Annotated in this window: 13 protein-coding genes; 7 read left to right on the top strand and 6 right to left on the bottom strand. The window is 60.8% G+C overall.

Going from position 1 to position 14994, the window contains the following annotated elements; genetic code table 11:
- Nucleotides 1-31: 31 nt before the first annotated feature.
- Both I6L49_RS19320 and gap read right to left on the bottom strand, forming a co-directional pair.
- The gene (locus I6L49_RS19320; protein WP_111900206.1) at nt 32-898 is read right to left on the bottom strand and encodes a D-hexose-6-phosphate mutarotase; all 867 of its coding nucleotides are present in this window, start codon (nt 896-898) and stop codon (nt 32-34) included.
- Between the two features lie 86 nt (nt 899-984).
- On the bottom strand, nt 985-1980 hold the full coding sequence (gap, locus tag I6L49_RS19315; RefSeq protein WP_005335708.1) for a type I glyceraldehyde-3-phosphate dehydrogenase: 996 nt from the start codon (nt 1978-1980) through the stop codon (nt 985-987).
- Between the two features lie 347 nt (nt 1981-2327).
- Between gap and malQ the strand changes: the two genes are divergently transcribed.
- From malQ to msrB, 4 genes are all read left to right on the top strand, one after another.
- On the top strand, nt 2328-4517 hold the full coding sequence (malQ, locus tag I6L49_RS19310; protein WP_216950171.1) for a 4-alpha-glucanotransferase: 2190 nt from the start codon (nt 2328-2330) through the stop codon (nt 4515-4517).
- 82 nt (nt 4518-4599) lie between these two features.
- Nucleotides 4600-6777, top strand: a complete 2178-nt coding sequence (gene glgB, locus I6L49_RS19305; protein WP_216950170.1) for a 1,4-alpha-glucan branching protein GlgB — start codon at nt 4600-4602, stop codon at nt 6775-6777.
- Nucleotides 6777-8933, top strand: coding sequence for a glycogen debranching protein GlgX (gene glgX / locus I6L49_RS19300; RefSeq protein WP_216950169.1), 2157 nt, complete (start codon nt 6777-6779; stop codon nt 8931-8933). The genes glgB and glgX overlap by 1 nt, the downstream gene beginning before the upstream one ends.
- Before the next feature lie 68 nt (nt 8934-9001).
- Nucleotides 9002-9388, top strand: a complete 387-nt coding sequence (gene msrB, locus I6L49_RS19295; protein ID WP_216950168.1) for a peptide-methionine (R)-S-oxide reductase MsrB — start codon at nt 9002-9004, stop codon at nt 9386-9388.
- Nucleotides 9389-9461: 73 nt separating this feature from the next.
- On the opposite strand, the gene chrA is transcribed toward msrB, so the two are convergent.
- Entirely contained in the window at nt 9462-10628 is a 1167-nt protein-coding gene (gene chrA, locus I6L49_RS19290) for a chromate efflux transporter (protein WP_216950167.1), read from the bottom strand.
- Between the two features lie 58 nt (nt 10629-10686).
- Entirely contained in the window at nt 10687-11142 is a 456-nt protein-coding gene (locus I6L49_RS19285) for an NUDIX hydrolase (protein WP_216950166.1), read from the bottom strand.
- A gap of 206 nt (nt 11143-11348) precedes the next feature.
- On the opposite strand from I6L49_RS19285, the gene I6L49_RS19280 reads away from it, so the two are divergent.
- On the top strand, nt 11349-11576 hold the full coding sequence (locus tag I6L49_RS19280) for a hypothetical protein (protein WP_005335715.1): 228 nt from the start codon (nt 11349-11351) through the stop codon (nt 11574-11576).
- Between the two features lie 145 nt (nt 11577-11721).
- Nucleotides 11722-12039 (top strand): hypothetical protein, encoded by a 318-nt coding sequence (locus I6L49_RS19275; RefSeq protein ID WP_005343224.1) that lies wholly within the window; start codon nt 11722-11724, stop codon nt 12037-12039.
- A gap of 117 nt (nt 12040-12156) precedes the next feature.
- Here the strand turns inward: I6L49_RS19275 and I6L49_RS19270 are convergent, their stop codons facing one another.
- Both I6L49_RS19270 and I6L49_RS19265 read right to left on the bottom strand, forming a co-directional pair.
- Nucleotides 12157-12633, bottom strand: a complete 477-nt coding sequence (locus I6L49_RS19270) for an Lrp/AsnC family transcriptional regulator (protein WP_005304871.1) — start codon at nt 12631-12633, stop codon at nt 12157-12159.
- Nucleotides 12634-12944: 311 nt separating this feature from the next.
- Nucleotides 12945-13568 (bottom strand): metalloregulator ArsR/SmtB family transcription factor, encoded by a 624-nt coding sequence (locus I6L49_RS19265; protein WP_216950165.1) that lies wholly within the window; start codon nt 13566-13568, stop codon nt 12945-12947.
- A 106-nt stretch (nt 13569-13674) separates the two neighbouring features.
- Here I6L49_RS19265 and I6L49_RS19260 point away from each other — a divergent pair, with 106 nt between their 5' ends.
- Nucleotides 13675-14904, top strand: a complete 1230-nt coding sequence (locus I6L49_RS19260; protein WP_106844409.1) for an MFS transporter — start codon at nt 13675-13677, stop codon at nt 14902-14904.
- The last annotated feature ends 90 nt before the right edge of the window (nt 14905-14994 follow it).

Below are 14994 nucleotides of genomic sequence, written 5' to 3'. Positions count from 1 at the left end.
GCCCTCTTTATTTATCTGAATCTCATCCTGCTCAGATGATCACGGTAGAGAGACTGTGCTCTTCATCCGGCGCAACGGTCACCCCCGCCTCGCCAGCGATGGCGGCCTCGACACACAACATAGTGCGATAGCCATCGTCGCTCATGTCGGCCATGGCGGTGGCCCCTTCCAGCCAGGGGGTCCAGACCACCACGCTGTCGTGGTTGCCGCTCACTACCCGGGTCTCACGCTTACCATCCTGCACGCTCACCAACGCCTCTGGCTGCCAGTAGACCCGATCCAGCGGCCCGCTCAGGGTCAATGCAGCCTGCTGCTTGGCATCCTGCCCGGTCAGCTTGTCGGCATAGGGCTCGCCCAGACCGGTGACGCTCACCGCTTCCGGCGCACTGATTTGCAAATAGGTATGCAGCGCACCGCTATAAGTCAGCGGCTGGCTACCGGTGTTGCGAGTGGTCAGCACCAGCGAAAGCTCTTTGCCCACCAGCACGTCCAGTTCCAGCTCGAAGGGGTGATCCCACAGGGCGCGGGTCGCATCGCTGTCGCGCAGGGAAAGATGAACAAGCGTGCCGTCAGCGTGATCGGAGACCCCGTCCAGCATCCAGAGGGTGGTACGGGCAAAACCGTGGGAGGGCTTGCCGCTACCGACGCGGGCGGGCGCCGGGCCAAACCAGGGCCAGCAGATCGGGATACCACCGCGAACAGGCTTGCTGCCATCCAGCACCGCCTTGTCACTCAGCCAGATGGAGGCCGGCTCGCCATGACGCTGATAGCTCAGCACATGGGCGCCAAACAGGCTGATCTCGGCCTTGGCATAGTCGTTATTAATGGTGAGAACCGGCAGGCCGGCCGCATTGTTGGCAAGCTTGCAATTGGCTGTCAGGGGACGAATGGATTGCATGTGGACTCCTGTCATCAGGGGAAACCGAAAAACAAAAAGGCGGCCAATGGCCGCCTTTTTCAAGCTACGCGATTGCGCATCCCAAATTACTTGGAGATGTGAGCGATCAGGTCCAGAACTTTGCTGGAGTAGCCCATTTCGTTGTCGTACCAGGATACAACTTTAACGAATTTGTCGTTCAGCTGGATACCAGCCTTGGCGTCGAATACGGAGGTCTGACGCTCACCCAGGAAGTCGGTAGATACAACTTCGTCTTCGGTGTAGCCCAGAACGCCTTTCATAGCGCCTTCGGAAGCAGCTTTCATCGCTTCGCAGATTTCTGCGTAGGTGGCAGCTTTCTTCAGGTTAACGGTCAGGTCAACAACAGACACGTCCGGAGTCGGAACACGGAAAGCCATACCGGTCAGCAGGCCTTTCAGTTCCGGGATAACTACGCCAACAGCTTTGGCTGCACCGGTAGAGGACGGGATGATGTTCTGAGCCGCACCGCGGCCACCGCGCCAGTCTTTGGCAGACGGACCATCAACGGTCTTCTGGGTAGCAGTGGTAGCGTGAACGGTGGTCATCAGGCCAGACTCGATACCGAAGGTATCGTTCAGAACCTTGGCGATCGGAGCCAGGCAGTTGGTGGTGCAGGAAGCGTTGGAAACGATGTCCTGGCCAGCGTAGGTAGAGTCGTTAACACCCATTACGAACATCGGGGTAGCGTCTTTGGACGGGCCAGTCAGAACAACTTTCTTGGCACCAGCAGCGATGTGCTTACGAGCAGTCTCGTCGGTCAGGAACAGACCGGTAGCTTCAGCAACAACGTCAACACCGATTTCGCCCCACTTCAGGTTGGCCGGGTCACGCTCAGCGGTAACACGTACGGTTTTGCCGTTTACAACCAGGTTGCCGTCTTTAACTTCAACGGTACCGTTGAAACGACCGTGAGTTGAATCGTACTTCAGCATGTAAGCCATGTAGTCAACATCGATCAGGTCGTTGATACCAACAACTTCGATGTCTGCACGCTCGCAAGCCAGACGGAATACGAAACGACCGATACGGCCAAAACCGTTAATACCTACTTTGATAGTCATATTTAGTTACCTAACTGTTCAGTAGTCAAAGAAAATTCCGCTTGTAAATTTACTAGAACTCTCCGGTGAGTCAACCAACATTCTGTCTGAAATTGCGCTATATCATGAAAAACTGTGAAATTAATTTTCTGTTTATGTAACTGATTACCACGTTTTGACGAAAAAAGTGCCAGATCGTGGCATCGCGCAGATATCAACAATAGTGCCTACTCGGTCACACAACCATTCACTGAGATATGTAAAAATGTGCGCGGTTTAGCATGGCCAAAGAGCCACTGTTCAAGTACCACCCCATAAAAATCAAACAAAATAGTATAGATAGAATCCACAGCGGGAATTCTCAAACTATGACCACCCTGATTGAACAGCTGGCTGCCGCAAAAGGTATCGCCAGCGAGTATGTCGATGCCTGGGGCCACCCGGCCCAGGTATCAGAAGAGAGCAAGGCCGCCATGCTGGGCGCCATGGGCTACCGCGTCGATGACGAGGCCGCACTGGTGCAGCAGCTGGAAGAGGAACATCGTCAGCACTGGCTGCGGGCGCTGGATCCTGTGATGGTGGTTCGCACCGGCGACGCAGTTACCCTTGAGGTTCGCCTCCCCATCGAATTCGTCAACGACGCCCTCACCTGGCAGCTCCAGCAGGAGCAGGGTGCAGTGCTGTCCGGTCAATTCACCCCCATCGAGGGTGAGCTGGTCGGCGTGGCCGAATTTGAAGAGATGGAGTGCCAGGCCTATCGCGTCACTCTGGATATGGCCCCGGAGCTGGGTTATCACCAGCTGGTGCTGCTGGAAGAGGGCAATGACGAGCCGTTGGCCACCATGCGCCTCATCGTTGCCCCCAAGGCCTGCTACAAGCAGGCGCCGATTGCCGATGGCCGCAAGGTATGGGGCCCGAGCGTGCAGCTCTACTGCCTGCGCAGCCGCCACAACTGGGGTATCGGTGATTTCAGCGATCTGGGCCAGCTGGTCGAGAAAGCGGCCGCCTGGGGTGCCCACTTCGTCGGCCTCAACCCTATCCACGCCCTCTATCCGGCCAATCCGGAGAGCGCCAGTCCCTACAGCCCCTCTTCCCGTCGCTGGCTCAACGTGGCCTATATCAATGTGGAAGCGGTGCCCGAATTCCAGCAGAGCGATCGCCTGAAAGCGGAAGTGGCAAGCCCTGCCTTCCAGCAACATCTGGCCGATCTGCGCGCCAAAGAGAACGTCGATTACACCGGCGTGATCCAGACCAAACTCGGCATGCTGCGTCAGGTGTTCGACGAAGCCACCCTGAGTGTCGAGCGTCAGGCCGCCTTAGATGCCTTCGTGGCCGCCGGTGGCGACAGCCTGCAACAGCAGGCAGCATTTGATGCCCTGCAGGCCCACTTCTATGCCAAAGGCGAAAATGCCTGGGGCTGGCCGGTATGGCCGCAGGAGCTGCGCGATTACCACAATCCTGCCGTTGCCGCCTGGATGGCCGCGCACCCGCAAGATGTCAACTTCTACCTCTATCTGCAGTTCCTGGCCGACGAGCAGCTGGCGCAAGCCGATGCCCGTGCAAAGGCTGCTGGCATGGTGATGGGGATCTACCGGGATCTGGCAGTGGGCGTCTCCGAAGGCTCCACCGAGATCTGGGCCAACCAGGATCTCTACTGCCCGAAAGCCTCGGTCGGTGCGCCGCCCGATATCCTCGGCCCGCTTGGTCAGAACTGGGGCCTGCCCCCGATGAACCCGAACAAGCTGTTCGAAGCGGCCTACCAGCCGATGGTGGACTTGTTCCGTGCCAACATGCGCTCCTGCGGCGCACTGCGCATCGACCACGTGATGGCCTTGCTGCGCCTGTGGTGGGTACCGCCCGGAGCGTCCGCCGCCAAGGGCGCCTACATCTACTATCCGGTCAACGATCTGCTGGGCATTCTGGCCCTCGAATCCCACCGTAATCAGTGCCTGCTGATCGGCGAGGATCTGGGCACCGTGCCGGAGGGGATCGACGTGACTTTGAAAGAGAACGGCGTTCACTCCTACAAGGTGTTCTTCTTCGAGCGCTCCAAGGAAGATGGCGGCTTTATCTCCCCGGCGCACTACACCGAGCAGGCGATGTCGGCCCTGACCACTCACGACATGCCGACCCTCAAGGGCTTCTGGCACTGCGACGATCTGGCACTCGGCCGTCAACTGGGTCTGTATCCGGATGAAGATGTTTTGAAGACTCTGTATGCTGATCGCCACCAGGCCAAACAGCGGATCCTCGACAGCTTGCATGCCCACAAGGTCATCTCTGACAACATCAGTCATGACGTGAACTGGGTCGGCATGAACACCGAACTCAACCACGGTCTGCAGATCCACATGTCCCGCGGCAGCTGCGCCCTGTTCAGTACCCAGCTGGAAGACTGGCTGGAGATGGACAAGCCGGTCAACGTACCGGGCACCAGTTACGAATATCCCAACTGGCGCCGCAAGCTTTCCGCTGATCTGGAAGATATTTTTGCCAATGAGGCACTCAAGGCACTGGCTGGCAAGATGAGCCAAGCCCGTGATGAGGCCAGTCGTTGAGACGCTGTCTCCCACAGCGCTCTCACCTAAATCCACTCCGGCTTCGGCCGGAGTGGATGCTCTGTCATGAAAGGAAATCTCGATGCTCGTTGAACGTTTGGTTGCTGCCCGCTGTTCCGATCCCTTCTCTCACTTAGGCCTGCAGGCCAATCCGGATGGGCCCGGCCTCAAACTGACCGCCTGGTTGCCTGATGCCCTCGAAGTCCGCGTCAAGGATCTCAAGTCGGGCAAAGTCGTTGCCACCCTGGCGCCCACCGATGAATCGGGTCTTTTTGAAACTGTTTTCACCCGCCGCAAAAACTCCTTCCCCTATCAGCTGATCGCCAGCTACCAAGATGCCACCACCGAGGTCATCGACCCCTATCAGTTTCAGGATGCCGCCTGGGCAGGCCTGGCTGAACTGACCGCCCAGCCGGAAAACCTCTACCACACCCTTGGCGCCCAGCTGCGCACCGTGGAACATCTTGGCCAGCAAGTGGAAGGGGTGCGTTTTGCGGTCTATGCGCCGAGCGCCACCGCCGTGAGCCTCATCGGCGATTTCAACTTCTGGGATGGCCGCCGCCACCCGATGCAGCGCAGCCTCTGCGGTCACTGGGTGCTGTTTGTGCCGGGCCTCAAGGCCGGGGATCGCTACAAGTTCGAGCTCAAGGACCCCATGGGCAACCGGCTGCCCCACAAGAGCGACCCTGTCGGTTTCTACTGTGAGCAGTATCCGTCGTTCGCCTCCGTGGTCTATGACCACGCCCAGTACCAGTGGCAGGATGCCGAGTGGATTGCCAGCCAGCACAACGACAAGCGCGAGCAGCCGCTCTCCATCTATGAGCTGCACGTCGGCTCCTGGAAACGCCACCCCAACGGCGACAGCCTGAGCTGGCGCGAGCTGGCAGTGGAGCTGGTCGCCTACGTCAAGAAGATGGAGTACACCCACATCGAGCTGCTGCCGGTCTCCGAGCACCCCTTCAGCGGCTCCTGGGGCTACCAGCCGGTGGGTATGTTCTCCCCCACCAGCCGCTACGGCACCGCAGATGATTTCAAATACTTCGTCGACCAGTGCCACCAGGCCGGCATCGGCATCATTCTGGACTGGGTGCCCGCCCACTTCCCGTCCGATGCCCACGGCCTGGCCCGTTTCGATGGCACCCCGCTCTACGAGTACGAGGATCCGCGCCGTGGCTGGCACCCGGACTGGAACTCCTACATCTATGACTTCGGCCGCGACACCGTGCGCCAGTTCCTGGTGGCGAGCGCCCTGTTCTGGCTCGACAAGTTCCACATCGACGGCCTGCGGGTGGATGCGGTCGCCTCCATGCTCTATCTCGACTACTCCCGCAACGCCGGTGAGTGGGTACCGAACGTCGATGGCGGCAACCACAACTACGAGGCGATCAGTCTGCTCAAGTGGACCAACGAGGAGGTCTACGGCAAGTATCCCCACGCCATGACCATAGCCGAAGAGTCCACCGCCTTTGCCGGTGTCTCCCGCCCCACCTTCCTCGGCGGCCTCGGCTTTGGCTTCAAGTGGAACATGGGCTGGATGCACGACACCCTCACCTATATGCAGAAAGAGCCGATCCACCGCCGCTATCACCACAACGACATGACCTTCTCCATGGTTTACCACTATGACGAGAACTTCATCCTGTCGCTCTCCCACGACGAGGTGGTGCACGGCAAGCACTCCATGCTCTACAAGATGCCGGGCGACGAGTGGCAGCAAGCCGCCAACCTGCGAGCCTACATGGGCTTCATGTACGCCCACCCGGGCAAGAAGCTCAATTTCATGGGCACCGAAATCGCTCAAAGCAACGAGTGGAACCACGACGCCCAGCTGCCGTGGCACCTGCTGCAATATCCCAAGCATGCCGGTCAGCAGCGGCTGATCCACGATCTCAACCACCTCTACCGTCATGAGCCTGCCTTGTATCAGGCCGATTATGAGCAGACCGGCTTCCGCTGGCTGGATCATAACGATGCCGACAACAGCATCTTTGCCTGGCTGCGGGCGGACAAAGAGGGCAAGCAGGCTATTGTGGTGGCTTGCAACTTCACCCCGGTGCCCCGTATCGAATATCGGATCGGCGTCCCTGCGGCGGGCCACTATCGGGTGGTGCTCAACACCGACAGCGAGTATTACTGGGGTAGTAACTATGATGTAGGTCTGGTGTTCGCTGCCGAGCCGACCCCCTGGCAGGGGATGGCGCACAGCATAGTGCTGGATCTGCCGCCGCTGGCGACCTTGTTTATCAAACAGGAGTCTTGATGCTTGTAATGGAAAAAGGGGTGGGCCACCCGCTGGGGGCCCGCCTTGACGAGAACGGTTGCCACTTCTGCGTCTGGGCCCCCCAGTCGGACAAGGTGGAGCTCTGCCTGTACGACGAGCAGGAGCAGGAGCTGGCGCGGCTGGAGCTGCCCGGCCGCCGTGGCCAGTATCGCTTTGGCTACGTGCGCGGCGTAAAGGCCGGTCAGCGCTACGGCTATCGGGTCTATGGCACCCCGCAGGAGGGGATGCTGTTCGATCCGCAAAAACTGCTGATTGACCCCTACGCCAAGGCGCTCAGTCGTCCCACCTACTGGGATGAAGCCCTCTATCAGGGTGACAGTGCAGGGATGATTGCCAAGTCGGTGGTAGTGGATGACAGTTTTGACTGGCAAGGGGTTGGCAAACCCGGGATCAGTCCGGCCCGCACCATTATCTACGAGACACACGTCAAGGGCTTTACCAAGCAGCACCCGGGGATCCCCAAAGCGCTGCAGGGCACCTACCTTGGCATCTGTCACCCGCTGGTTATCGAGCATATGAAGAGCCTCGGCATCACCTCGGTGCAGCTGATGCCGGTGGCCGCCTTCATGTCGGAACCGCGACTGGAGCAGCTGGGACTGACCAACTACTGGGGCTACAACCCCATCGCCTTCTTCGCCCCGGAGCCACGCTACAGCACCAGGGCCGACGAGGCGGTGACCGAGTTCAAGACCATGGTGCGCGAGCTGCACCGGGCCGGGCTCGAGGTGATCCTGGATGTGGTCTACAACCACACTGCCGCCTCTGGCTTCGACGGCCCTACCCTCTCGTTCAAGGGCTTTGACAACGCCGGTTACTACGCCTTCGAAGCAGGCCCCCACGGCCCGGACTACACCCGTCACGCCAACGTGACCGGCTGTGGCAACAGCGTCAATCTGGATCACCCCAACACCCTGCGACTGGTGCTCGATGCTCTGCGTTACTGGGTCACCGAGATGCAGGTGGACGGCTTCCGTTTCGATCTGGCGGTGACGCTGGCGCGGGAAGCGGGAGAGTTCGAGCCCATGGGAGCCTTCTTCAAGGCGGTGATGGCCGACCCTGTGCTGTCACAGGTCAAGCTCATCGCCGAACCCTGGGATATCGGCCCCTTCGGCTACCGGCTGGGTCAATTCCCGAGCCAGTGGCAGGAGATCAATGACCGCTACCGCGATACTGTGCGCGCCTTCTGGCGCGGTGATGCGGGCAAGATGGGGGACTTTGCCACCCGTCTGGTCGGCTCGCGAGATATCTTCCCGAAGAACTGGCGCTCGCCTCACAGCAGCGTCAACTACCTCTGCTATCACGACGGTTTCACCCTGGAGGATCTGGTCTCCTACAACCAGCGCCACAATCAGGCCAACGGTGAAGACAATCGGGACGGCCACGGCAACAACCTCTCCTATAACCACGGGGTAGAGGGGCCGACTCTGGATCCGCGGGTCAACAGCCTGCGCCAGCAGCAGAAGCGCAATCTGATTGCCACCCTGCTGCTCTCCCAAGGGACACCCCACTTCCTCGCCGGGGACGAGATGGGCCGCAGCCAACTTGGCAACAACAACGCCTACTGTCAGGACAACCAGATCAGCTGGGTCAACTGGCAGTGGCGACCGGAGGATGAGCGGCTGTTCGCCTTCACCCAGCAGATGATGGCGCTGCGGGCGGAGTCCTGCGTCTTCTCCAACCTGCAGCTGAGCGACGACAGCTGGAATGGCGCACCGTCCAGCTGCCATCAGGTCAACTGGTATCACCCGGACGGCCACCAGCTCACCGATCAGGATTGGCACGCCCCCATGGGGCAGGCGTTCGCCATGGATATCGGCATGATCAACTGTGTCGGCGAGCGCTGGTACGTGCTGTTCAACGCCAGCGATTATGACATCCAGTTCCGCCTGCCACCGCCGGGGGAAGGGCTGGAGTGGATCCAGACCATCGACACCGCCACCAACGATGGGCTGCCCTTCCTGCCGGATGACATCAAACGGCAGGTGGCAGTCGGCCGGGCCCACTCCCTCAAACTGCTGGAACGGGTGGCACTGGCCAGCACGGCGGAGGATGCCCAGCCACCGCAGCAGGAAATTCTCCCTGCATCCGGTGAGGAGATGGTTGCCACCTCGATCACAGATACAGGCAAAGCATAAGAGGCATGCTGGAGTCAGCTTTACGGAGCCGCTATGCTGGGCTCCGGTATGGATGGCAAGGAGTCGGTATGAGCAGTAACAATCCGGAACAGTGGCGCAGTAAACTGACCGCCGAGCAGTTTCACGTCTGCTGGGAGAAGGGCACCGAGAGCCCCTACAGCGGCGCCCTGCTCCACAATCGCAAGAGCGGCGACTACCTCTGTGTCTGCTGCAAGAGCGTGCTGTTTCACTCAGGAGCCAAGTTTGATTCCGGCTGCGGCTGGCCCTCGTTCGACAAGGCCATCGAGGGGACGGTGGAGTACACCGAGGACAACAGCCATGGCATGAAGCGAGTGGAGATCACCTGCCGCCAGTGCGGCTCTCACCTCGGTCACGTCTTCCCCGACGGACCGACCGAGACCGGCCAGCGCTACTGCGTCAACAGCCTGAGTCTGGATTTCGATCCCGACGCTTAAGCGGCTGACCCATTGCAATAAAAACGGCGCCTCCATCACGGAGGCGCCGTTTTTTATCGGGATTTCACCGGCTTCACGCCAGCAGGATAGCAGCCATCACCAACAGGGCCGCGATGGCCGGCACCGGCAACTTCAACACCCGCAGCAGATAAAAGCCGATGGCCGCCAGCGCCAGATCGGTCGGCGCCAGCACCGCACTCTGCCACACCGGCTGATAGAGGGCCGCCAGCAACAAGCCCACTACGGCAGCATTGATGCCGGTGACGGCCCCCGCCAGACGGGGCTGGGCCAGCCACTGCTGCCAGCAGGGGCCCACCGCCCAGAGCAGCAGAAAGCCGGGTGCAAAGAGCGCCAGAGTCGCCAACAGGGCCCCGATCAGCGGCATCTCGGGCTGCAGCTGGGCGCCAAGATAGGTGGCAAGGGTAAACATGGGGCCCGGCACCAACTGGGCCAGGCTGTAACCGGTCAGAAACTGCTGCTCGTTGAGAGTGTGGCCCACGCTCTCTTGCAGCAGCGGCAACACCACATGGCCACCGCCAAACACCAGACTACCGGCGCGATAGAAGTCGGCAACCAGTTGACCAAGCGGACTGCCGAGCAGCGGCAGACCGATAAAAAGGATGCCAAACAGCAGCAGAGTCGGCCAATGAGGCTGACTGCTGGCGGCAGAAGGCAACTCGGCGGAGGCTGGGCGACTCCCCGCCCCGCGCTGGCTGCGGGCGCAGATCAACGCAGCTCCCGCCAGCATCAACAGTTGAGTCAGCAGACCGGGCTGCCACCAGAGTGCAGCAGCGGTCACCACCATGATCCCTTGGGTCATTCCCGTGGCACAAAACTGACGACTCATGGTGAGCACTGCATCGGCCACCACGATGAGCGCCAACAGCTTGAGGCCGTGCAGCGCCGCATCGAGCCACAGATTGCTGCCCAGCTGACCGATGCCGAACGCAGCCGCCAGTAGCAGCAGAAATGAGGGCAGCGTGAAACCAAGAAAAGCTGAGAGCGCCCCGCCCAGACCGGCGCGATGACGACCGATGGCGAAACCCAGCTGGCTGGAGGCGGGCCCCGGCAGCAGCTGGCACAGCGCCAGCAAGCGGGCAAATTCGGCCTGTGTCAGCCAGCCGAGCCGCTGGACGAAGGTGCGCTGGAAATAGCCGATATGAGCGGCCGGGCCGCCAAAACTGATGCATCCCAGCCATAAAAACTGAATAAATACCTGTCCCACGCTCTTCTCCCTCATCCCTCTCCTCCCGATAGAGAGGGGATATTATGACAGCGCGATGATCGTTTTATGACAATCAGGCTGATTCGGCCGACACCATGGGCATATCACCCGGCAGATAGCAGCGCCCCGCCAGCCAGCAGGCGATGGACTGACGGCTGGCGTCGAAATGGGGCTCGGGCAACGCGCGCGGATCGCACCAGACCCAGCCTTCGCACTTCTCCGGCTCCAGCAGCTGCGGTTCGCCATCGGCCCGAGCATGCAGCGTCACCGAGATATAGTGCAGCCCGCTCTCTCGCCAGGTCTCCAGATTGTTGGTCACCGCCACCACCTCGGGCCCTTGGATCTCAAGTCCCGCCTCCTCGGCCACCTCGCGGATCGCCGCCGACTCGAAGCTTTCCCCCAACTCCAGATGACCACCCGGGATCGACCAGTAGGGGGCATGGCTCCCCTTGCGTTTGCCAAGCAGCACCTGGCCTTGGGGGTTGGTCAGGATGACGCCGACCCCGACGCGGGGATAAAGAGTGGACATGAAAACGCTCCTTCAATCAGGCAATAAAACGGCCCCACCTTAGGCCCAAGGAGGGCACAGGGCAAGCCCCGGCTGCACGGCACCTGCGCCTGTCTGTGGCCCCTCCCCTTGCCCCTTAACCGGTTATCACTGATGCTGGGGAGTGAAGCCCGGATGGAGAGGTCATCCCCATCCTCTCAGTCCCCCATCACCCCGAGGAGTCCGCCATGAAAAAATTGCTCCCCCTGTGCGCCCTGCTGCTCACGGCTTGCCAAACCACGCCGCCCCCCAACTCGCTCGCCATCGATGATGCCGACGCCTGGCAGGCTATTTGCAAAGATGGCACCCGGGTTCGCGCCGTGGTGGCAGAGGGGATCTGTGGGGATCATCGCGGGGTAGCCATGTGGACGAATAAGCCAAGAGCTGAACGGATGGCAGAAGAAGCCGCCAAATAGTGTGATCCAAGCACCATAAAATGACACTGCTGGCCAATTGGCCGGATTTTTTCGCGATCTCGCCAGCACTTTGCCACCTTGTTCATGGTGCGCTCAGTTTTCTGTTCCCATACTGGCCCTACAGTTCCAAAAGAGGAGAGACAAGATGCAAACATCCATCGTCGGGCTCTCCATTCTGTGGGGGCTAGCCAGTTTTGGTGTTCAGGGGGATTTCATCGAGAGCCGTGATTCCGTTGCGCCATCCTGGCAAGCCGAGTCCAGAGTGGAGATGGAAGGTTATCTGATTGAATCGCTTGGCGAAGATCGCTGGCTGTTCGACAACGGCAGCGAGAGCCTGCTGGTATCCCTGCCCGAGGGGCAGTGGGTGCCGACCGGCGAGCGGCTGCGGGTCAGCGGCGAACCGCAGCAGGAGCAGAGCGGCTGGCTGCTGCAGGTGGAAGACATCAGCCAGGTCAGCGTCTGACCACGGCAGTCACCCCGTCACCGCGACAGCTTATCCAGACCCGATAACCACGACCGAATAGCAAAAGAGGAGGCCACTGGCCTCCTCTTTCTGTTTATATAAGCGGTTTGCGCGGGCTCACCCCAGATGGTTGAGCGGCAGCGCCGTCTTGTGCTTGATGCGGCGCAGCACGAAGCTGGAGCGCACCCCGGTCACCCCCGGAATATGGGTCAGCTTGTCCAGCAGGAAGTGCTGGTAGTGCTCCATGTCGCGCACCACCACCTTGAGCTGGTAGTCGGCATCGTTGCCGGTGATGAGATCACACTCCAGCACTTCGGGCAACTCGCTGATGGCGCGATCGAAGTTTTCGAACCGCTCGGGCGTATGTCTGTCCATGGAAATGTGAATGTAGGCGGTGAGGGTGAGGCCAAGCTGGCGGGCGTTGAGCAGAGTAACGTGGGTGTCGATGAGACCGGCATCCTCCAGCGCCTTGACCCGGCGGGAGCAGGGGGACGGCGAGAGCCCGACCAGCTCGGCCAGTTCCAGATTGCTGATGCGGCCATTCTCCTGCATCAGCTCGAGAATATGTCTGTCTATGCGATCAAGTTTCAGCATTTACCCTTCCTCGTTGCAATGACTAATCCACTTTTCCTAGATTAAGGGTGAACTATTGCAAAAACAACCGAAATAAGTGGTTACTTTGCAACCACTCACCGGCACGGGAGGGATACTATGGTTACATCTTCCGGTGGCAAAGCAGATACCTGACCGGGTCTCTGCGGTGAAGGACCTTACCGGGTCAAGAGCCCCATCAGCCGTCTTACCTTATCGGGAAACGACGGGCTGGAACGAGAGAACCCCCTCCCCGAAGGCAACAAAGCAGGCATCCCGGCGCCTGCTTTGTTGTTTTTGGGCGTTTGACGAAATCAGAGCGCGGGCGGCGTGATGCGATAGAGGCAGCGATGCGCCCCCTCCAGCAGATATTGCTCCCGCTCTACCGTCGCTGGCGCCAGCAGCTGGCGAAACAGCGCCAGTTCGCTGCGACAGAAACCGCGGCAGGTACGCGCTGCCGCACAGATGGGGCAGTGGCTCTCCCACAGCAGCCAGCTGCCATCCTCTTCGCGGCGGATCTCCGCCATATAGCCCTCGCGGCTGCGCAGCTCCTTGAGCGCCACCAGCCGGCCAGAGAGGCCATGGGACCCCAGCGCCTCCTGATAGCGAGCAAGCATCTGCTGCTCCCGCTGCTGGATCAGCCGCTCCATCCCCTCCTCGCCAAACAGCTCGCGCACGTTGTCGATCAGTTGCACGGTCAGGTCGCTATGGCTATCGGGGAAGCGCTGCCAGGCCTGCTCGGTGAGCTGCCACAGCCGCACGGGACGACCGCGCCCGCGCGCCTCGTCGCTGAATGTGACCCACCCCTCCTGCTCCAGCGTGAGCAGGTGCTGGCGGGCGCCCATGGAGGTCATCTGCAACTGCTCCCCCAGCGCGGCGGCGCTCTGCGGGCCATGGCTCTTGAGCAGAAACAGGATCTTGTCGGTGCTTGCGTTCATGGTCTCATTATGGGGATCGCCCTTTATTAAATCAACAATTCACTTTACTTAATCCCATCTATGAATCAGCATAAATAAACCAATAACTTTACTTAATGGGTGCAACATGGAGAAACACGGGCACAAAAATCCCCTCTGGGTGCTGGTCATGACGGTCACGCTGGCAGTTGCAGGTTTCAGTCTCCCCTCCCCGGTGTTGGCACCTTTGCTGCTGGATCCGGCCCACGGCATGCTGACGCCGGATGCCTCCGACTGGAGCCGCAAGGTGTGGCTGGGGGTCATCATGGGGCTCTACCCGCTGTTCCAGCTGGTGGGCAGTCCCTGGCTCGGTCGCCTCTCCGACCACTATGGCCGCAAGCCACTGCTGTTGCTCTCGCTGGCGGGGGTGCTGGCAGGCTATGCCCTGATGGCACTCGGTATCGCCTGGCGCTCCCTCCCCCTGCTGCTGCTCAGCCGGATTGTGGAGGGGCTATGTAACGGCAACATCGCCATCGTGCAGGCGATGGCAGCGGATCTCGCCGGCAAGGAGCACAAGGCCCGCAGCTTCGCCTGGATCAACATCGGCATGAATCTGGGCTGGGTCGTGGGGCCGATGATCGGGGGCTACGCCGCGGTGATCTCGGGGGATTACAGTCTGGCCGCCTGGCTGGCGGTAGGAATGACCCTGCTCAACCTGCTGCTGGTCTACTGGCTGATCCCCTATAGTCCGCCGGTGGCGGTCGCCCGGGAGGCTGCGACCCTCTCCAGCCGCCAGTTGCTGCTGCAACCGGCCCTGCTGCCCTACTTCGCACTCACCCTGATCAGCTATGGCGCCGTGCAGCTCTATTTCACCTACTTCAATATCTGGCTGGTGGAGAGGCTGGCCTGGGATCCGGCCCAGCTGGCGCAGGCGGCGGTGCTGGTGAGCCTGCCCATGATGGCGGGCTCCTGGCTCGGCTCTCGCATCGCCCGCCACTGGCGCGGCAGCTCCCTCGGGATTGTCGGCCATCTGGTGATGGCGAGCGGCATGCTGCTCTTTATCCTGCCCGTGCACTGGTGGGGGCTGGCGCTTACCTTCGTTCCCGCTGGCATCGGCATGAGTCTGGGGGAGCTGGCCACTTCGGTGGCGATCTCCAACCGCAGTCACCCGGAGCAACAGGGGCAGGCGATGGGGCTCTACCGCGCCCTCGCCGTGGGCAGCGAGATCCTGGCGGTGCTGCTCGGCAGTCTGGTGCTGCTGGCCGGTACCGAGTGGCCCTTCTATCTCGCCACCCTCTGCTCCCTTGCCAGTGCCGCCGGTTTCTATCTGCTGCGCCGCCGTGCCGACCGTCGTCAACAGCTGGCCAGCTGCACCTGAGCCACGAAGGGATCACAGTTCGGCGCTTCGGCCACGGGCAAGACTTGCATCGGAGCGCCGGGTCTGGGACGGTAAGGCTCTTTGCGGATT

Source organism: Aeromonas sp. FDAARGOS 1419 (assembly GCF_019047045.1).
GTDB lineage: Bacteria > Pseudomonadota > Gammaproteobacteria > Enterobacterales > Aeromonadaceae > Aeromonas > Aeromonas veronii.
This window is presented reverse-complemented; position numbering and strand designations above follow the sequence as displayed.

What these genes read in the sequence shown, in the direction of transcription:
- I6L49_RS19265 (WP_216950165.1), bottom strand. Translation starts at nt 13,568, where the DNA reads ATGAACGCAAGCACCGACAAGATCCTGTTTCTGCTCAAGAGCCATGGC.
- chrA (WP_216950167.1), bottom strand. Translation starts at nt 10,628, where the DNA reads ATGAGGGAGAAGAGCGTGGGACAGGTATTTATTCAGTTTTTATGGCTG.
- I6L49_RS19280 (WP_005335715.1), top strand. Translation starts at nt 11,349, where the DNA reads ATGAAAAAATTGCTCCCCCTGTGCGCCCTGCTGCTCACGGCTTGCCAA.
- I6L49_RS19320 (WP_111900206.1), bottom strand. Translation starts at nt 898, where the DNA reads ATGCAATCCATTCGTCCCCTGACAGCCAATTGCAAGCTTGCCAACAAT.
- malQ (WP_216950171.1), top strand. Translation starts at nt 2,328, where the DNA reads ATGACCACCCTGATTGAACAGCTGGCTGCCGCAAAAGGTATCGCCAGC.
- glgX (WP_216950169.1), top strand. Translation starts at nt 6,777, where the DNA reads ATGCTTGTAATGGAAAAAGGGGTGGGCCACCCGCTGGGGGCCCGCCTT.
- I6L49_RS19285 (WP_216950166.1), bottom strand. Translation starts at nt 11,142, where the DNA reads ATGTCCACTCTTTATCCCCGCGTCGGGGTCGGCGTCATCCTGACCAAC.
- I6L49_RS19275 (WP_005343224.1), top strand. Translation starts at nt 11,722, where the DNA reads ATGCAAACATCCATCGTCGGGCTCTCCATTCTGTGGGGGCTAGCCAGT.
- msrB (WP_216950168.1), top strand. Translation starts at nt 9,002, where the DNA reads ATGAGCAGTAACAATCCGGAACAGTGGCGCAGTAAACTGACCGCCGAG.
- gap (WP_005335708.1), bottom strand. Translation starts at nt 1,980, where the DNA reads ATGACTATCAAAGTAGGTATTAACGGTTTTGGCCGTATCGGTCGTTTC.
- I6L49_RS19270 (WP_005304871.1), bottom strand. Translation starts at nt 12,633, where the DNA reads ATGCTGAAACTTGATCGCATAGACAGACATATTCTCGAGCTGATGCAG.
- I6L49_RS19260 (WP_106844409.1), top strand. Translation starts at nt 13,675, where the DNA reads ATGGAGAAACACGGGCACAAAAATCCCCTCTGGGTGCTGGTCATGACG.
- glgB (WP_216950170.1), top strand. Translation starts at nt 4,600, where the DNA reads ATGCTCGTTGAACGTTTGGTTGCTGCCCGCTGTTCCGATCCCTTCTCT.